This window comes from Nocardia sp. CA-120079 (assembly GCF_050955745.1).
Taxonomy (GTDB): domain Bacteria; phylum Actinomycetota; class Actinomycetes; order Mycobacteriales; family Mycobacteriaceae; genus Nocardia.
In genome coordinates, this window is sequence record NZ_CP192088.1 from 372,816 (window position 1) to 391,574 (window position 18,759).

14 protein-coding genes, 1 tRNA gene and 1 other RNA gene are annotated in these 18,759 nt (G+C 66.0%); 8 read left to right on the plus strand and 8 right to left on the minus strand.

All coding sequences use genetic code 11. The features are described 5' to 3' along the window. Positions 1 to 60 precede the first annotated feature (60 nt). Positions 61 to 1,686 (minus strand): cytochrome bc1 complex cytochrome b subunit, encoded by a 1,626-nt coding sequence (gene qcrB / locus ACQPYR_RS01800; protein ID WP_433626826.1) that lies wholly within the window; start codon positions 1,684 to 1,686, stop codon positions 61 to 63. 166 nt (positions 1,687 to 1,852) lie between these two features. Between qcrB and ACQPYR_RS01805 the strand changes: the two genes are divergently transcribed. Continuing rightward, positions 1,853 to 3,250, plus strand: coding sequence for a WS/DGAT domain-containing protein (locus tag ACQPYR_RS01805; protein WP_433626829.1), 1,398 nt, complete (start codon positions 1,853 to 1,855; stop codon positions 3,248 to 3,250). Positions 3,251 to 3,526: 276 nt separating this feature from the next. Here ACQPYR_RS01805 and ACQPYR_RS01810 read toward each other — a convergent pair whose 3' ends face one another. The 4 genes from ACQPYR_RS01810 to ACQPYR_RS01825 form a co-directional block, all read right to left on the minus strand. Beyond that, on the minus strand, positions 3,527 to 4,531 hold the full coding sequence (locus tag ACQPYR_RS01810; protein ID WP_433626832.1) for a sigma-70 family RNA polymerase sigma factor: 1,005 nt from the start codon (positions 4,529 to 4,531) through the stop codon (positions 3,527 to 3,529). Between the two features lie 136 nt (positions 4,532 to 4,667). Then, positions 4,668 to 5,660, minus strand: a complete 993-nt coding sequence (locus ACQPYR_RS01815) for a zinc-binding dehydrogenase (RefSeq protein WP_433626834.1) — start codon at positions 5,658 to 5,660, stop codon at positions 4,668 to 4,670. A gap of 398 nt (positions 5,661 to 6,058) precedes the next feature. Beyond that, entirely contained in the window at positions 6,059 to 6,892 is an 834-nt protein-coding gene (locus ACQPYR_RS01820; protein WP_433626836.1) for a hypothetical protein, read from the minus strand. Positions 6,893 to 7,293: 401 nt separating this feature from the next. After that, positions 7,294 to 7,381, minus strand: a tRNA-Ser gene (locus ACQPYR_RS01825). A gap of 139 nt (positions 7,382 to 7,520) precedes the next feature. On the opposite strand from ACQPYR_RS01825, the gene ffs reads away from it, so the two are divergent. Continuing rightward, positions 7,521 to 7,615: signal recognition particle sRNA small type (gene ffs / locus ACQPYR_RS01830), an RNA gene on the plus strand. Between the two features lie 143 nt (positions 7,616 to 7,758). Next, a complete protein-coding gene (locus ACQPYR_RS01835) occupies positions 7,759 to 9,048 on the plus strand; it encodes an aminotransferase class I/II-fold pyridoxal phosphate-dependent enzyme (RefSeq protein ID WP_433626839.1) in 1,290 nt (429 codons plus the stop codon). Between the two features lie 50 nt (positions 9,049 to 9,098). On the opposite strand, the gene ACQPYR_RS01840 is transcribed toward ACQPYR_RS01835, so the two are convergent. Both ACQPYR_RS01840 and ACQPYR_RS01845 read right to left on the minus strand, forming a co-directional pair. Further along, positions 9,099 to 9,536: an SRPBCC family protein gene (locus ACQPYR_RS01840; protein ID WP_433626841.1), complete on the minus strand. Its 438-nt coding sequence runs from the start codon at positions 9,534 to 9,536 to the stop codon at positions 9,099 to 9,101. A 2-nt stretch (positions 9,537 to 9,538) separates the two neighbouring features. Then, a complete protein-coding gene (locus ACQPYR_RS01845; protein ID WP_433626843.1) occupies positions 9,539 to 10,345 on the minus strand; it encodes a methyltransferase domain-containing protein in 807 nt (268 codons plus the stop codon). 196 nt (positions 10,346 to 10,541) lie between these two features. On the opposite strand from ACQPYR_RS01845, the gene ACQPYR_RS01850 reads away from it, so the two are divergent. From ACQPYR_RS01850 to ACQPYR_RS01865, 4 genes are all read left to right on the plus strand, one after another. Continuing rightward, positions 10,542 to 11,135, plus strand: a complete 594-nt coding sequence (locus ACQPYR_RS01850; RefSeq protein WP_433626846.1) for an HhH-GPD-type base excision DNA repair protein — start codon at positions 10,542 to 10,544, stop codon at positions 11,133 to 11,135. 113 nt (positions 11,136 to 11,248) lie between these two features. Beyond that, positions 11,249 to 11,962, plus strand: coding sequence for a hypothetical protein (locus ACQPYR_RS01855; RefSeq protein ID WP_433626848.1), 714 nt, complete (start codon positions 11,249 to 11,251; stop codon positions 11,960 to 11,962). A 257-nt stretch (positions 11,963 to 12,219) separates the two neighbouring features. Continuing rightward, positions 12,220 to 13,653 carry an MFS transporter gene (locus tag ACQPYR_RS01860; protein WP_433634975.1) on the plus strand — a complete coding sequence of 478 codons (1,434 nt, stop codon included), beginning with the start codon at positions 12,220 to 12,222 and terminating at the stop codon, positions 13,651 to 13,653. A gap of 401 nt (positions 13,654 to 14,054) precedes the next feature. Then, complete coding sequence (locus ACQPYR_RS01865) at positions 14,055 to 15,320, plus strand: ROK family protein (protein ID WP_433626850.1); 1,266 nt, start codon at positions 14,055 to 14,057, stop codon at positions 15,318 to 15,320. A 455-nt stretch (positions 15,321 to 15,775) separates the two neighbouring features. Here ACQPYR_RS01865 and ACQPYR_RS01870 read toward each other — a convergent pair whose 3' ends face one another. Beyond that, complete coding sequence (locus tag ACQPYR_RS01870) at positions 15,776 to 17,386, minus strand: DUF2207 family protein (protein ID WP_433626853.1); 1,611 nt, start codon at positions 17,384 to 17,386, stop codon at positions 15,776 to 15,778. Positions 17,387 to 17,839: 453 nt separating this feature from the next. On the opposite strand from ACQPYR_RS01870, the gene ACQPYR_RS01875 reads away from it, so the two are divergent. Then, positions 17,840 to 18,757, plus strand: a complete 918-nt coding sequence (locus tag ACQPYR_RS01875) for a neutral zinc metallopeptidase (protein WP_433626855.1) — start codon at positions 17,840 to 17,842, stop codon at positions 18,755 to 18,757. The last annotated feature ends 2 nt before the right edge of the window (positions 18,758 to 18,759 follow it).

Consider the following 18,759-nt stretch of genomic DNA (forward strand, 5'->3'; position numbering starts at 1 on the left):
ACAGCACGGGCCCCGGGTCGGCACGGACTCGGGGCCTTCGCAGGTGCTCAGTGCCCTTTCTCAGTGGTGCCGGCCGTCGGTCTCCTCCTGAGCTGCGCGTAGCACGGCGAGCTGCTTGCGCTCTTCCTCGTGCTCGGCCGCCATGTGCGCGCGGGATTCCTGCCACGGATCGGGTCGGAAGAATCCGCCGGTGCCCGGCTTGCCCGCCGAACCGAGCTTGTTCATCTTCTTCGGCACCGTCGCACCCTGATAGGTCAACGGAATCGGGTGACCGTGCTCGTCGACCGGACCGAGCGGCTGGTGGATCTCGATGTACTCGCCGTGCGGCAGCCGCCTGATAATGCCGGTCTCGATGCCGTGCTCCAGCACGGCACGGTCGCTGCGCTGCAGGCCCAGGCAGATGCGGTAAGCGGCGAAGTAGGCCACCGCGGGCAGGGTCAGAATGCCGATCCGGCCGACCCAGGTGGTCGCGTTCAGTGAGACATCGAATTTATAAGCGATGATGTCGTTCACGCAGGACAGCGTCAGTACCACGTAGAAGGTGATCGCCATCGCGCCGATCGCGGTGCGGACCGGCACGTCACGCGGGCGTTGCAGCAGGTTGTGGTGTGCGGTGTCCTTGGTCAGGCGCCGTTCGATCCACGGATAGGCGATGAGCACAGTGAACACCAAGCCCATGATCATCGCACCCCAGAACGGTGCGGGCACGGTATAGCGGCCCGGATACAGCTCCCACGGCGGGATCAGGCGCATCATGCCGTCTGTCCACATCATGTAGAAGTCCGGCTGGGTGCCCGCCGATACCTTGGCCGGGCTGTAGGGCCCGAAGGCCCAGATCGGGTTGATCTGCAGCAAGCCGCCCATAAGTGCGACGACACCGAGGGTGAACGCGAAGAACGCGCCCTGATCCAGCGAGAACACCGGCACGATGCGTGTGCCGATCACATTGCGTTCGGTGCGGCCGGGACCGGGGAACTGGGTGTGCTTCTGATACCAGACCAGCGCGATATGCGCGGCGATCAGCGCGAGCATGATGCCGGGGAACAGCAGCACGTGCGCGATGAACAGGCGCGGAAGGATGATCTCGCCCGGATAGTCGCCGCCGAACATCAACCAGTGCATCCAGGTGCCGATGAGCGGGATGCCGAGCGTGATGGAAGAGAACGCCGCCCGCAGGCCGGTGCCCGAGAGCAGGTCGTCGGGTAGCGAGTAGCCGAAGTACCCCTCGAACATGGCCAGGATCAGCAGCAGCGAGCCGAGTACCCAGTTCGCTTCGCGCGGCTTGCGGAACGCGCCGGTGAAGAAGATCCGGAACAGGTGCACGATGATCGAGGCCGCGAAAAGCAGTGCTGCCCAATGGTGCACCTGGCGGACGAACAAACCGCCGCGGACCTCGAAGGAGATGTTCAGCGCCGTCTCGTAGGCGCGGGTCATCGACACCCCGCGCAGCGGCTGGTAAGCGCCGTTGTAGGTGACCTCGGCCATCGATGGGTCGAAGTACAGCGTCAGATAGGTACCGGACAGCACCAGGATGATGAAGCTGTAGAGCGCGATCTCGCCGAGTAAGAACGACCAGTGGGTCGGAAAAACCTTGTTGATCGACCGTTTGATGAATCTCGCGGCCTGATATCGCTCGTCGAAGGAGTTGGCTTGTTCGCCTGCCTTACGACCTATGTCAATAGCCATGGCCGACACCCCGCTCTGGTGAGTGGTGGTATGTGTTCTACTACAGACGGTAGCAGGGGATCGGCCGGGAATCGATAGGTTTCCCTGAACCGCAATGTGGAACAAGATCATTCAGTTTCCCGGTGCCGGCCGATAGTGCCGGTAAGCGGTGTCATATCGTCGAGTCGTGAGTACGGTGACCGCCCAGGACGCAACGATGTACTGGCTATCGGGCCGTACCCGAAATGACCTCTTCATGCTGTATTGCTTCGAAGATTCCGGGCGTTCCGGTGCGCAACTGCGCGAGTTCGTCGCGCACCGCAGTGCGGAGATTGCCGACCTGTCGGTGCGGCTGCGCGAGCTGCCCGCAGATCTGGACTATCCGGCATGGGTTCGGTGTGAATTCCGTGCCGAGCAATTTGTGGAACATATCCTTCCGGAACCGGATTGGCCGAATGTGTGTGAGGTGCTCGGCAAACTGCTCGGTACCGGGGTGGACGCCGCGGTGCGACCATGGCGGTTGCATGTGTTTCGTGAGGTCGTCGGTGCACCGGGAGGTGCTGGACCGGCAATGGTAGCTGTGTTGCAGATGTCGCACGCGTTGGCGGATGGGCGACGGGGTGCGGAGATCGCCCGGGGGTTGTTTTCCGAGATTGATGGGGCCGAGATGGTTGCCCGGGACGTTTCGTCTGCGCAAGCGCCGACGAATCCCATACATATGAACTCGGTGCTGGCGCTGCTTCGGATGCCGATTCAGTTCGCGCGCACGGTGATTCGTGGCTATCAGGCATTCCGCGCGCAGCAGGAGCTGGCCGAATCGACCAGTGCGGGAAGGCTTCCGGGGCCGGGGCCCGCGTTCACGCCGAGTCTGCTGAACCGGAGCGATTCGATAGGTGGATCCGCCCATCAGGCACGGATGATCGTCTGCGATGCCGAACGGGTACGCATCCCGGGCCGCACCGTGACCGTGGTCGCGCTGACCGCAGTGTCGATCGCGCTCGATCGCTATCTGACGGCGCGGGGGGAACGACCGGATCGCCTCGGCGCGCAAGTGCCGATGGCCTTGTCCGACAATCGGATAGCGGCTCGCAATAACTACCGAAGCCTCGGTGTCGACCTGTTCATCGACGAACCGGACCTGCTGGCTCGCGCGAACAAGATCGCCGCGGCCCTCGCCGATCGCCGAACCCGCGCACAGCACCCACTGCTCACCGCACAGGACCGCGTCACCGCCGTCACCCCGGCTCCACTACTGCGCCGCGACATCGAGCGCTACCCACTCGACACCGTCCCCGACTCCATCGCCGGGCACACCGTGGTCTCCAGCGTCCACCGCGGCCCCGCCGACCTGACCTTCGGCGGCGCACCCGTCCGCTTCACCGGCGGCTTCCCCGCAATCGGCTCGGTCATGCACCTGACCCACGGCGTACACGGCCTCGGCGACACCGTCACCGTCTCGATCCACGCCGATACCGCCGCCCTACCGGACATAGACACTTACGTCGACTTGCTACGCGCTGCCCTGAACGAGGTATTCGACTGTGCCACAGCTGAATTAGGCGGACCCGAAACCTCAACCGGGTGATCCACCGCAGCCCGACGCCGTACTTCTACTCATGGCCCAGCGGCATCGACATGTTCGAATGCATTGAACGCCTACACATTCGGGCGGAGACCGTGGCGGCGGCAATCGAGCGGGGGCGCAACCACAACCCACATCACGAATCGACTCGGCTGAATGGCCGAGCCGATTGCGGTGCAGCGACGGGTGCGCCGCCGAGCGGTCGCGGGCCGGCCATCGCAGAGATCCGAGAGCAAGCCCAACAGTGCGTGTTTCCAGTTCGAGGATCGGACGCCGGCGCTACTGCTGATTCGGCGCGAGCACGCCCGGGAAGCCGAACATCGTGACCAGCGCTGGGTCGTGCAGTGCGATCACCCGGGAGACACCGGTAGTAGTTGGGGCCAGCACAACGATGCCGCTTGCCCGGAACACGCAGTCGGCGTCCCGGTAGTAGATGACGGCGGCCGGCTGGCCGTTGGCTGTAGTAGCGATCATCCGCCAGTCGCCGGGTGTGCCGAGCACGTACGCGTCGAGCATGTGGATGCACCGCACCCGGCCTGCATACCATTCGCGGAATGGCGTCGCCTCCAGCGTGGCGTCGGTGCGCAGCACTTGTTCCAGCAGACCGGCATCGGAACGCTCGAAGGCCGCGATGTAGCCGTCGAGTAGTGCGCGTGTCCGCTGGTCGGTCGGTTCGAGCAGCTCCTCGGGCTCCGGATCCAGTTCGTCGAGCCGGGCACGGGCGCGCTGCAGACCGCTCTTGACCGCCGCCGTAGTGGTGCCGAGGATCTCCGCGGTTTCGGCCGCGGAGAACGCCAGCACCTCGCGCAGGATGAGGATCGCGCGCTGGCGGGCGGGCAGGTGCTGCAGGCTGGCGATGAGTGCCAGCCGTAGCGACTCGCGTGCGATAACCGTTGCGGCCGGATCGTCGGCGGCCGGGGTGATCCACCCGTCCGGCAGCGGCTCCAGCCACGAGACCTCGCCCGGCGCAACGTGACTCGGCGGGCGATCGGGCCCGTCGTAGGCCCCGGTCAGGCCCGAGGGCAGCACCCGGATCCGGCGCGGCTGCAAGGCCGTCAGGCAGACATTGGTGGCGATCTTGTAGAGCCAGGAACGAATCGACGCGCGCCCTTCGAAGCCGGCGTAGGAGCGCCATGCCCGAAGATATGTTTCCTGTACCAGGTCCTCCGCGTCCTGGGACGAGCCGACCATGCGATAGCAGTGCGCCAGCAGCTCCCGGCGGAACCGCTCGGTTTCGGCGGCGAACCGGTCCTGGTTCGCCGCTTCCGGCACGTGCGCCGTCATGTCGTGAGTGTAGGGCGTGGCCGGTCGGCCGGATGTGCGGTGGAATCCCACGGGCAGCTCCTTGTCCGGTCGGGACGGTCGCTGATTACGACCGGGATGCTGTTGTGAAGGAATCGAAACGCAGCTCAGCGGGTGGTCACGGCACCAGTGCCAGTTTGCCGGTGGTGCTGCGGGTTTCGAGTTCCGCGAGGGCTTTCGGGCCGTCGGACAAGTCGTAGGCGGTGGGGCGAGCGGGAGTGAGGACCCCAGCGGTGATGAGCGCGGACAGCTCACCCATGAGCTCGCCGAATATCTGCGGTGCGGCCTGGCTCAGCACGCCGATGTTGAGGCCGATGATGTGGACCTGGTGCTTGTACACCAACTCCCAGTTGGTGATCGCGGCTGCACCGCCTGCCACGCCATAGACGACGATTCGGCCGGTGACCCGCCTGGCCGCGGCCAGGCCGGCGGCGAAGGTTGCGCCGCCGGCGGACTCGAGCACCAGATCGGCGCCGATGCCGCCGGTCAGCCGCAGTACCTCGGCGGCGAGGTCGTCGGTGCGGGAGTCCAGGACGTGGTCGGCGCCGAGTGCCCGCACAGTCTCGTGCTTGACCGGCGAGGCAGTGGCGATGACCGTCGCGCCGTAATGCTTGGCCATGGTCACCGCGGCTTGGCCGGTCGCGCCCGCCGCGGCGTGGATGAGCACGGTCTGCCCGGCGGTGATGCGGCCCAGAGGCCTGAGCGCGGCCAGCGCGGTGGGCCAGTTCACGACCAAGCCCAGCGCCTGCTCGGCCGTCCAGCCGTCGGGAATCGGCACCGCCGCAGCCGCGGGCAGGGCCATGTACTCGGCGAAAGCCCCGTAGCCGACGCCGATAACCCTGGCCCCTGGTTGCGGGGCGCTCGTAGCCTCACCCACCGCCACGACCTCGCCGGCGGCCTCGAAACCCGCAACATACGGTGGTTGCGGACCGTCGAGGAACGTGCCGTAGGCCCGCGAGATATCGGCGAAATTGACACCGGCGGCCGCGACTCGGATCAGGACCTCGCCCGGGCCGGGCACCGGTACCGGCGCGTCGATGATCGACCGCATATCCTGCGGCCCCTTCAGCGAAGTCTGCTGCAGGGCGCGCATAGTGGTGGGAATACTCACAGCAATCAGCTCTCTTTCTCGGCTTGCGTCGCGGTCGGCCGCTTCGGCGGTCCGCACCGTCGACCATGTAGACCTCGATCGCCACAAAAAGGAATCGGCAGCCGCGCATCGTCGGAACATCGACGAACCGGTGATCCCGCGCGAACGCCATGCGGCACAGCGACCTTGGCAGCAGTCGACGAGAGCGAGGCGTGCTGCCGCCTACCGCGCTGACCGCGTCAACACCCGGGTGGGGTCGCGCCTGAAATAGCGGTCGACAAGCGGTCCGAAAACAGCAGCAGATCAGACCCCCTTTGACATGTCGCAAATCGACAGGCCAAGGGGGCCTTTGCCGCAGCCGATATCCGCCGGCCCGTTTCCGGCGGTATCGCCAACTGTTCGAGAAAGTGGAACCTCTGTCAATCGGTCGTAGGTTCGCCGGTGGCGGCCTCAGCTGGGCCGAGAGCTCGTGGGGGTGCGGTGAGGGCCTGCGTCGCACCGAGAACCGCGCCGATACCCGCGCCGATGGCGGCGAGCGGTGCCGCCATGAGGGCCGCGCCGTATGCGGCGCCGATGGGCCCCGCGGCGAGACCGATCGGTGCGAAAGGCACGCCGATCAGCAGACCGAGTGCACCGCCGACACCTGCGCCGATCAGTGCGAACGGGCTCGCCATCGCTGCGCCTGCGGCAGCACCGAGCGCCGCGGAGCCGACGGTCTGACCCGCGACGCGATCGGAGCGAGTGCGCTCCATACCCACCGAGTCGAAGAACGTTGCGAGATCGGCCTCGGTCACCGCCGCGGCGTCGTTGAGTTGGATGGCGGGCTCCCGCGGCAGCCAATCGGGTGCCTCGACCTGTACGTTTCCGAAACGCAACATGCCAGGCGGCGGCGCGATGGGCGGCACCGGTGCGACCGGGACCGGGCCGTGCAGCGACTCGACCGGCGATAGATACTCGTTTTTCGGTACCGGTCGCGCCCACTGCAGCGAACTGCGTGTGTCGTCCGGGATTCGTGTTCCCCGGTACGGGCGCACATTCGGCACCTGGGCGGCGGGCCAGTCCGTGGACTGCTTCGTCTGCTCTGCCTGCCCGGTGGGGTTCGCCTCGGCCGAATCGGTGTCGTCGGCCACGAAGGCAACGTGGTCGCCGTGCTCGGTCCGGCTCGCCGGAACGTGGCGGTCGAGCTCGGCGTTCGCGGTTCCGTTGCTCCCCACCATGGTGAGAAGAACGGGAACCGCTCCCGCCACTACCATCGACCCCATCTTCTGCTGACGCGAACTGACTTTTCTGTGCTTGCCTGTGCCCATCTATTACCTTTCACAGTGCAGAGAACTTGTTGATTCGCATTCGGATCACGGGGCGTCTTGGATGGTCGAGAATGCGGTGACAGGTTCGAATCAGGGCTGCCACCAGGACTTTCCGGGCATTTCAACACCCTGGATCGTGGTGTCCATGTCCACCATCCGTGCCGCGACAACGAACATGACTCGGTCGTGCTTTCCGAGCAGTCGGAGCTGGATCTCGAGACAGCGGCTACGAAATTCGCGTTGTACAGGCTTCAGGGTCAACAACGCTGAGCGTTCGCGAGCGTAGCGAGGACAATACGAAAAACGCCCCTGACCAGCCAGTTGGGGCTCGTCAGAGGCGTTCGCCGTGGCGGAGGATAGGGGATTTGAACCCCTGAGGGCGTTAACCCAACCCGCGTTCCAGGCGAGCGCCATAGGCCACTAGGCGAATCCTCCGTGCAGCAGCATACCGGGTGCCCCCGGCCGGTCACCAAATTGGGGCTGCTCGGGGCGGGAACTCCCAGTTCGGCCCCGTTTCGACCCGTTGCGGTCCACCCCGTGGTGATCATTGTCGGATCCGCCCGCTACACTTGCATACGGATCCCGCGCGGCGCGCATCCTGTGAACTCCCCCAGGGCCGGAAGGCAGCAAGGGTCAACGGGCTCTGCCGGGTGCGCGGGGTCCCCTATATTCACTCCAATTCGGAGCAACCGCCGGGTAACGTGAACACGGTCCGCCGGACGTCGAACGCGCACGGCTGGATCAAACGGTCCGACCGCGGTAATCGGCTCGGACGTCAATCGCCCCTTCGCTGCTTCGAAAGGCTGCTCAGGATGCCCCGGCAAACGCAGATCGGTTTGATGAGCCCCCCGGAGCTCGTGTCCGAACACGAGACCCAGACCGCGAATTACGCGACGCTCAAGACCGAGAAGCTCACGCTGGATCTGACCAGGGGTAAACCTTCGCCGGAACAACTCGACCTTTCCGCGGAACTGCTCACGCTGCCCGGCCCCGGCGATTTCAAGGACGGCGCCGGCACCGATTGCCGCAACTACGGTGGGCTGCACGGTCTCCCGGAATTGCGTGCGATCTTCGGTGAGCTGCTCGGCATTCCGGTCGAGAACCTGATCGCGGGCAATAACGCCAGCCTAGAGCTGATGCACGAGGTGATCACCTACGCATTGCTGTACGGCACACCGGATTCCGAGCGGCGCTGGGTGGCCGAGCCCACGCTGAAGTTCCTGTGCCCGAGCCCCGGCTACGACCGGCACTTCGCGATCACCGAGGCGCTCGGCTTCGAGATGATTCCGATTCCGATCGGTCACGACGGACCGGATGTGCACGCCATCGCCGCACTGGTGGCCGATGATCCGCAGATCAAGGGTCTGTGGGCGGTGCCGAACTACTCCAACCCGACCGGCGTCATCTTCTCCGAAGAGGTTGTCCAGGAGTTGGTTTCGATGCCAACTGCGGCGCCGGACTTCCGCCTGTTCTGGGACAACGCCTACGCGGTGCATCCGCTGACCGATACCGCCGCACCCGTCCTGGATGTGCTCGGTTTGGCCGCTGCGGCCGGAAATCCGAACCGCCCCATTGTTTTCGCCTCCACCTCGAAGATCACCTTCGCCGGTGCGGGGGTGAGCTTCCTCGGTGCGTCCACGCCGAACCTGAACTGGTACCTCGACCACGCGGCGAAGAAGAGCATCGGCCCGGACAAGATCAACCAACTGCGTCACCTGCGGTTCTTCAAGGACGCCGACGGCGTGCGGGCGCATATGCAGAAGCATCGCGCCATCCTCGAACCGAAATTCGCGCTGGTACTGAAGATTCTGGAGGATCGGCTCGGCGCGTCCAAGGTGGCGTCCTGGACCGAGCCGAAGGGCGGCTACTTCATCAGTCTCGATGTCCTGGAGGGCACCGCGGCCCGGGTGATCGCGCTGGCCAAGGATGCCGGCATCGCGCTCACCGCCGCCGGTTCGGCCTTCCCGTACCGGAATGACCCGGAGGACAAGAACATCCGCATCGCCCCCAGCTTCCCCCAGCTGCCGGAACTGGCCAAGGCGATGGACGGTCTGGCCACCTGCGTACTGCTCGCGGCCACCGAAAAGCTGCTCCAGAAATAGTCGGCGAATACGGTGGGCGCGTATCGAATCCGATACGCGCCCACCGTATTTCAGGCCTCCAGCAGCGTCCGCAACTGTGCCAGATCGGCCCGATTGGCGCGCCGCATCGCCGCCTTCATGATCGGTGCGGCCAGCTTGCCGAATCCGCTCGGAGTTCCGGTGTTGCGCAGGGTCATTCGAGTGCGGCCCGGTCCGGCGTCGGCCCAGGTGTAGGTTGTCTCCATCGGGAACGGTCCCTCGGCGGTGCGCATTACGAGTCGTTCGCCGGGTGTGTACTCGACTACCTCATAGGTGTACACGAGTTGCCTGCCGAGGAATCGCGCGACGAATTCCATGCGTGATCCGATCCGCAGTGGCGGCTCGGTCTGCCATTCGATGCGGTCGATATTGGCGTACCACCGTGGAGCGTTCGTCGGATCGCCCGCGAAGGCGGCGACCTGAGCGCGTGGACACTCGATCACCGCCTCGGTCGATACATCGACGGCCACAATCAGCGGGGTTTATGTGCCAGCACGGCGAACATGGTCACCGATAGGTGGACGTCACCGGTTTCGGCGCCTCGTTCCAGATCCGCGATGAGCTGGTCGCGCTGTGCCTCGGTGATGGAACCGCGCGCGACCGCCATGGCGGAGATGCGGTTGACCAGCGCGCCCGCGCCGAGTGTCCGGTCCTGTACCAGGGCGTGCGAGCCGACGTCGTCGATAACCAGGCCTGCCTTGGTCAGCAGGCCGGGCAGCCTGCGGCCGGAGAACGGGTTGGTGGTTGCGGCGATCAGGGTGTCGACGACCTCGCGAACTACATGACGGTCGCCGGGATGCACGATTGCCGTGCCCCAGTCGCTGTCCATCACAACGACACGGCCACCGGGCGTGAGCACCCGGGCGATCTCGTTGGCGGCACGACTCGGTGCGGTCAGGTGTTGGAAGACCCGCTCGCAGAGTGCGGCGTCGAAGGTTTCAGCGCCGAACGGCAGCCCGTAGGCGTCGCCGGAATGGAATTTGGCCGTCGAACCGGCCTGTTCGGCGCGGCGTAAGGCGGAGGCGAGCAGTTGTGGATCGGGTTCCACACCGATCGCGGTGCCGGTCGGGCCGACCGCATCCGCGAAGGCGATGACCTCCGAGCCGGTGCCCGATCCGACATCGACCGCACTCTCGCCGGGCTGCAGCGCCAATGCTTCGTGTGCCCACGTGCGCAGTCGGCGGATGCCCGGCAGCGCCGCCTGCAGATCCCGCACGTCGACCAACTGATCCTGGCCCGCGCTATCGAAGCGATCCGGGCGCAACCCGTGCATATTCATGGGCCCGATTCCGTCTCTAGGTATTGCCGTCGTCTGAGGCATGGCGCTGAGCCTACTTCGGCGCCGACCGCATCGCACGGCAGGACTGTGAGGTGGGTCACGATTTGGGCAGGTCACCGATCCGAGTGGGCCGGACCACGCAACGGTTCCGAGTGAGATGATCGAAAGAAGTCCGGTACCAGCGAAAGGAAGTCCTGTGGCCAAAGCGAAGTCCGCGACTGTCAAGCTGTGTCTCGCCCAGGAGCCGGAGGCGGACAAACTCCTTTCCGAGGATTTCTTCGCGCTGCTGACGGGCATGCTGCTCGATCAGCAGTTCCCGCTCGAACATGCCTTCCGCGGGCCGAAGAAGATCGCCGACCGCATGGACGGCTTCGATATCCAGCGGATCGCCGACGCCGATACCGAGGCGTTCGAGGAACTGTGCGCGACCCCGCCCGCCATTCATCGCTACGGCCGGTCCATGGCTCGTCGCACCCAGGAACTCGCGCGCTATGTGGTCGAGCATTACGACGGCAAGACCGAACGCATCTGGACCCAGGGCGAACCGGACGGCAATGAGGTACTGCGCCGGTTGAAGGACCTGCCGGGCTACGGCGATCAGAAGGCCAGGATCTTCCTCGCGCTGCTCGGCAAACAGCTCGGTGTGCAGCCGAAGGGGTGGGAAGCGGCGGCGGGCGCCTACTCCGAAACGGGCTCACGGCGCTCGGCCGCCGATATTGTCGACGGCGAATCCCTTTCGGAAGTAAGGGCTTTCAAGAAGCAGATGAAGGCGGCGGCCAAGAAGTCCTGAGGTCGCTCCGGGTTTGCCTATTCGAATCTGTCTGCATTTTTCCCTCGTGCCCGATTGAGTTCTAGCCGATGCTTTTCCCTCGGTAGCAACACCTAGATGAGGGAACGCAGTACATGAAGATGAGGAAACTCGCCGTCGTCGCGGCGCTGGTGACCATGGCGACCGGTGTGGCCGCGGGCACCTCGGGCGCCGCCCCGGCCGCGACCGAAAGCGACGATAGCGCAATCAATTTTACCGCCGAAGCAATAGGCGATTCATCGATTATCAAGACCGACGCGGGTTCGCTGGTGGTCGAGGGCGATGTCTTCAAGATCAAGGCTGCTGATGGCACCGTGCTCGCGGGCACCCCGCTGCGGTTCCAGATCGATGACTTCGAATTCCCTATCGCCGCGCAGATTTCCGATCGCACCGCGACTTTGACCCCGCAGATCGATCCCGAGCACGCGGTCTACAAGCCGGTCGCGCTGCCCTACGAGGACCAGGCCCCCTGGAAGACCCCATACGACCGTGAGGTCGCGGCCTGGACCCGTCTGACGAGCACCATCTCGGCGGCGGCCACCATCGGCACGCTGGTCGGCGGCCTCGGCGGCGGGGCCCTCGGCTGCGTCCTCGGCGGTATCGCCGGTGCCACGGTCGCCTCGGCCACCATCGTCGGCCTGTTCGGCCCGTTCATCCCGGCCGCGGCCGTCGGCTGCGTCGCCGGCATCCTCGCCGTCGGTGCGCTGGGCACCCTGCTCGGTCAGATCTTCGTCACGGCTCCGGTCGCGATCGGTGCGGCGATTCAGTACTTCACCACCATCAACCAGCCGTTCGCCCCGGCCAAGTAGGTCGCACGGCATCCGTGGCCCCACCGTCGCCACGGAGACAGGCCCCGCCCAGTACCTCTCGACTGGGCGGGGCCTTCTTGCGCCGGGGCAGGCCGGGCCGACCCGGCCGGCATGCACTGGCCACGGACGCAGGCCCCGCTCAATGCTGAGCGGGGCCTTCTGGTGTCGTCCGGCAAGATCATGACCAGGTCTTCTATGTGCCCGCATTACTTGCGTTGACATTTAATGCATGTGCATCTAAATTACCGAACGTGACTATGACAGCTACCGCATCCGATACCCGGACCGCCGCACCTACCGAGCACACCCCGGGCCGTTGGGGCCCGACGCTGTGGGCCGTGCTGTTCGTCGCCGGTCTGGCGATGTTCCTCGACGCACTCGACGTCTCTATGGTCGGCGTCGCCCTCCCGTCCATCGGATCCGAACTGGGGCTCGACACCGAGAGCCTGCAGTGGATCGTCAACGGCTACATCCTCGGTTACGGCGGCCTGCTGCTGCTCGGTGGCCGCGCCGCCGATCTGCTGGGTCGCCGACAGGTATTCCTCACGGCCCTGGTGGTTTTCGGACTCGCCTCACTCGCGGGCGGTCTGGTCGATGACGGTGCGCTGCTGATCGCCAGCCGCATCATCAAGGGCGTCGCCGCCGCATTCACCGCACCCGCCGCACTTTCGATCATCACCACCACCTTCAAGGAAGGTCGCGATCGCAACCGCGCCCTGTCGATCTTCACGGTCTTCGGCGCCACCGGTTACGCCTCCGGCCTGATCGTCTCGGGTCTGCTCACCGGCGTCGACTGGCGACTGACCTTCTACGTCCCGGTGCTGGTGGTCGCGGCCGTGGTGGTCACCGCCTACTTCGTGGTGCCGCGCAGTATCGAGAAGGAACAGGGTCGCATCGACTTCGTCGGTGCCGCACTGCTGACCGGTGGCATGCTGGCCGCCGTCTACACCATCGTCACCGCACCCGAAAAGGGTCTCACCGCAACGGTTGTCGCGACCGCCGTAATCGCCGTCGCCCTGCTGAGCGCGTTCTTCGTGGTGGAGAACAAGGTGGCCCACCCGCTGGTTCGGCTGAGCATCTTCAAGGTGAAGTCGATCGTGCGCGCGAATCTGGCCGCACTGGCCATCTTCGGCTCCTACATCAGCTTCCAGACGATCGTGTCGCTGTACCTGCAGAACACCCTGGGCTGGACGCCGCTGAAGATGGCGCTGGCCCTGGCGCCGACGGGAATTATCGTGGCGATCCTGTCGCCGGTCGCGGGCAAGCTGATCGACCGCTACGGCACCACGCCGATGATCATCGCCTCGATGACCTCCTTCGTGATCGGGTACGTCTGGTTCATCTCCTTCGGCAGTAGCGCCGACCCGACCTACGTCGTGGACTACCTGCCCGCGTTCCTGCTGCTCGGCCTCGGCTTCGCACTCGGCTTCTCCTCGGTCATGGTGCAGGCCACCGAGGGCATCGCCGACCACGAGCAGGGGCTGGCCTCGGGACTGGTGCAGACCTCCGGTCAGATCGGTGGCGCGGTCGTGCTGGCCGTGGTCACCGGGCTGATCAGCGGTGGCGCCGCCACCAGCATCGCGCAGTACCGGCCGGGTCTGTACCTGGTCACGGGGGTCGCGCTGGTCGGGCTGATCGCCTCGGCCACCGCACTGCTGGCCCGTCGTCAGTTGGTCGCGGAAGCGGCGTAACCGAACAGCCCGGGATCGGGCGAGCCAGTCACCCCATGGGGGTCGCCGAAGCGGCGGCCCCCATTCGGCTTTCGGGCAAACGTGCTTTGGGCCACATTTTGCTCGGAACCCGGTGCGCGCCAAGGATTTCGGAACGAACCACGCATTCGAGGAGTTCCCGCCTTGCCGACAGGGCTTGGTGCGCGGCGATTTCGGTGTTAACTTTGATCCCATGTCTTCGAGCCGTCCGACCGCACTGCGGGTCACCTACGTGACCGCCGCACTGGGTCTGCGACTGCCGTTGACTCGCGAACTGTGTTGTTCCTGCTGCAGCTGAGCCGCTCTTTTCGGCTCGTGCGCTGCCCCGCCGCCGCACGTGTAGGCACGTCCCGTGGTACGGGACTACAGCAAGGAATCTTCATATGTCCCTCACCCTTGATCGATCCGCCTCCAGGGTCGTAACCGGTCGTGTCCGTGTCCAGCGCCCCGTCGTCGCGCCGGAACTCCGCATCGCCGACAATCCGGCCGCAGCCGTGCTGCGCGCCGCTACCGGCGGTCCCGTCTCCCGTGACAATGCCGCGCGCACAACGGGTTTGAGCATCGCGACGGTCAACCGGCAGGTGTCGGCGCTATTGGCCGCCGGGCTGCTGCGCGAGCGCCCCGACTTGACCGCATCGGGTGCGGTCGGCCGTCCGCGGGTGCCGTTCGAAATCGACCACGAGGCATATCTGACCCTCGGCATCCACATCGGCGCCGCGGTCACCAAGATCGTCGCGGCCGATCTGCGCGGGCGCATCCTCGGCGGGCTGGCGATCGCGACGCCGCAGACTGGTCAGGACTTCGCGACCACGACCGTCGCGCGCAGCGCCAAGGCCTTCCTGCAGCGCTGGCATCGGCGCAAACCGCTCTGGGCCGGTGTGGCGATCGGTGGACGGGTCGATGTCGCGACCGGTGTCGTCGATCATCCCAAGCTGGCTTGGCAAGGGGCGCAGGTCGGTTCGGTGCTCGGCGAGGTGCTCGAGCTGCCGGTCTCGGTTGCGCCGCACGTCGAAGCGATGGCCGCGTCGGAACTGCTGTTGCCGACCGGCGAGCCGCGTGGGACCACTGGTCCCGGCAGCAGCCTGTACTTCTACGTTCGCGAAACCGCCGGTATCGCAGTGACTTTGGACGGCCGGGTGCACACCCCCAGCAGCGGACCCGGTTCGATCGCGCACTTCCCGACCGGCTCCGATGTCGAATGCACCTGCGGGCGGCGCGGCTGCCTCGAGGTGACCGTCGGTGATCGGTCGCTGCACGCCAGAGCCGTTGGGCGCGGGATCATTCCGGCGCACAAGGGCACCGGCGGCAGCACCATCGCCGACCTGTACCGCGCCGCCGAGGCGGGCGCGGCGGATGCGCAGGAGTTGCTCGCCGAGCGCGCCACCATCCTCGGACACACCGTCGCGATGGTCCGTGACATGCTCAACCCGGACCGGGTGATCCTCGGCGGCCAGGCCTTCACCGGCTACCGCCCCGCGGTCGCCCACGTCGCCCGCGCCTTCACCCAGTCCTCCCAACTCCCCCCGACCGACATCCGCATCAGCGGATTCGGCGGCAAGGTGCAGGAATTCGCGGCAGTGGTCACCTCACTCAGCGCCATCTACGCCGACCCCCTTGCCGCCATCCGCCGCACAGCACTGAACGACTGACAGTTCGCCTGCAGGTCTTCTCGCCTACTTCAGGAAGTAGGCGAGAAGACCGGTCGAGCACGCTGATCGAGACGACCATCGCCAGGATGGTCAGAGCCGTGATCAGGGCGGCGCGCAGCGTCTGATTTCCTCGATCCGGTGTGCGGTCGTCGCCGCGAGCGTGTCCAGTGGCTGAACTGCAGTTCACGCAGCATCGCAACGGTGAAAAGCGTTCCCGCAACCGCCATCCCGACGGTGATCCCGATCATCATGTGCCACAGGGCGTATGCGGGCCCGTCGCTGAACGGCGCATGCCGGCCGCGGTCCAGTCCGCCCGCCGACAATGAGCCAGCCGGCACCGGCGGCGGCCACCGTCACCTAGCAATGCAATCACAACGAGGCCCGTGCGGCTGGTCTTCCGCGATCGGTGGACGGCTGCCGACGAAATTGCTCGGCTCGCTGGATGCTCCGAGGACTTACGTGAAGAGAGCCTCGAGGGCGGTGATGAAGTAGGGGAAGTGGCCTGCGAAGCGTTGCAGGTTGCGGTCGCGTTCGAAGGTGCCGAACCAGTAGAGGCCGGGCTGGGAGTCGGCGGCGGGGTTCAGGTCGCGGAAGGTGCGGATCCAGTGGTCGGCGCGGCCGCCGATCACCATGAACGGCAGCGCACGGGAGAAGACCAATTCCTGGTCGGCGGGCGGGATCTGGTCACGGGTGGTCGCGTCGAGGCCGCGCTGCAGCGCGCGGATCTGGCCGACGAGTTCGCGGCCCTGGGCCGTGCGCACCGGTAGGAATCGCGGCAGCAGTACCGCCGCGACGCCGGCAAGCAGGATCGCGACGCCGACCAGTGCGCTGCCCGAGGTGAGCGCCAGAGCGATGGTCGCGGCGATACCGGCGACGATCAGTGCCCCACCCAACAGGATCGGCAATCCGATGCGGGCCCGATCGATGAATGCGCCGCGTTCGACCGCATCGGCGAGCATTGCGCTGCGCACCGTTTGGGACTGCAGGCGTCCCGGCGCGCGCAACTCGCCGACGGTCACCGAATCGGTGCCGTCCGGCAGCAGTGCGCGGTAAACCGCTTTTTCGTAGGCGCGCAGCTGGTCATCGGGCGCGTTCACCCGGTCGATGCGCCAATCGCTATCGCCGACGGGCGTGATCCAGATGTAACGGCGCACGGCGAGGTCGATCACCGTCGCGGCGATATCGCTCGGATCGGCGTGTTCGTCGAGCAAGACGCCCGCCTCGCCGGGCAGGATGCCCTCCGGAGAGGTGAACTGGACCCGCGTACCGTCGCGCAGCAGCGGATCGATCGTCGCCGAACCGGCTGTGGCAGCGGCGTTTTTCCGCCTGGTCTCGAGCACGTAGCCCGCCATCGCGGCCAGTGCGAGCAGCAGCACACCGAATGCGACGAGCACCGGAGTCGTGAAGGAGAAGGCGCCGGCCTCGCTGTTGTCGCGAATATCGGCGTTGGCGGGCACCGTGCCGGGCGGCAGCTGCAGGGTCAGGTCGATATTGTCGCCCTTGCGTAGGTCGGTCTGGCGCCAGTAGAGCACTCCGTCCGCCTCGATCTGCAGATCGGAGCACTGGCGCAGATTGCCGGGCGGGCCCAATTTGCAATCCACCACGCCCATTTCGTAGCTCGGGCTGATCAGGGATGCATCGATCGATGCGACATCGGCATTGATGGTGCCGAGCCAGCGGAAGACCTGGGTACCGGGTGCGTTGCTGACCGTGTTGTGGATCGCGTAGGTGAACGTCGATTCGCCCGGCTTGGCATCGATGGTGAACAGATCGTTCGCGACCGTCGCGGTGCCGGGGCCTTTGGTATCGACATCGGTGACTTTGAAGACGCGTTCGACATCGTCGCCGACCTTGAGGCGCAGCGGCAGTGTCATTTTGAAGCCTCTGTCGGCGGGGACGGTCACCTTCTCGGTGACCTCGAGCACACCTTCGCGGCTCAGTTTCAGATCCGCGACAATATCGACACCATCGGTTGCGGGCTCCGTGTGGGCAATCGGTGCGGCGGCCAGCATTCCCGCAGCGGCGAGAAGCAGCGCGCTCGCGGCGCCCCCCCGAAAAGTCAGCATGGCTGCCTACTCTAGACAAGTTGCTAAGCTGCGTCAGCAGCCCGGCGCGAGCGACGGGCCCGCAGGCGGTAGCGCTCGGATAGGTACAGTCGGCCGCCGGCCGCCCGTTGAGGGTGGTGGTGGGTGACGGGCGGGCCCACGAAGGGCCCCGGGAGCGCCGCAAATTCAATACCGCAGGCGATCATGAGACGAGGGGGTACGGGGGACGTGACCCAACCACCGTACGGCTATGGGCCGGTTCCGCCTGGTGGACAACCGGTTCCGCCGCGTCCCGGTTCGCCGTATGGGCAGCCCGGATACCGTCCTGCGCCCGGGCAGCCCGTTTATGGTCAGCCCGGATATGGTCAGCAGCCGGGTTATTCGCCCGGTTACGGTCAACCCGGGTATGGTCCGCCGCCGGGTTATGGCCAGCAGCCCGGTTATCCGGCGCCCGGATACGGACAGCGCGCGCCCATGCCGCCACCGACGCCCTACGGCCCACCCGGACGTCCACCGCAGAAGCGCAAGGGCGGCGGCGGGTGGATCGCGCTGCTGTTGATCATCGTCTTCGTGGTCGCGGGTGGCCTGGTGCGTGGCGCGTTCTCGCACGGCAGGCTCAGCAGCACCGCGTCGGGCCCCGGCCCGAGCATGACCTATACGCCGGATTCGAACGGCGGCGTATCGGAGACCGGAACCAACCCGCTGCTGACCGATCCGAACACCACCTTGATCCCGGCGAAGTGCTCGTACGCACCGTGGAGCACGCAGGTGGATACCGCGCGCAAGTTCTTCGAGACCGCCGCGAGCTGTCTGGAGTCGGCGTGGAAACCCGTACTGGCACAGAAGAATCTGCCGTTCCAGTCGCCGACACTGAATGTCAGCGCGAGCACGGACGGCATCACCACGCCGTGTACCGGCTCCACGAGTAATTTCGCCGCGTTCTACTGCCCGGCGAACAAGACGATCTATATGCCGCTCAGCCAGCTGCAGACCGATCTGTTCAAGGACAACTGGATCGTCTACCTGTCGGTCTTCGCCCATGAGTACGGTCACCACGTGCAGGCGATGGCCGGAATCCTGCGCAAGGCCAATAGCGATCGCGTCGACGCGGGTGTGCGCAGTGAGAAGGGTTTGGAGCTCTCGCGTCGAATCGAGTTGCAGGCCAACTGCTTCGACGGCATGTATCTCGGCTCCTCGGCCAATGGTGGTTCGCTGAGCACGGCGCAGATCACCCTCGCCCGCCGCGACGCCCACGGCCGCGGTGACCAGCGCGGGGATATGCGCGATCACGGGACCGCGGACAACGGTGGTACGTGGTTCGAGATCGGCGTGGACAAAGACCGTGCGGCACAGTGCAATACGTTCACCGCGTCGGCCAGTTCGGTGTCGTGACC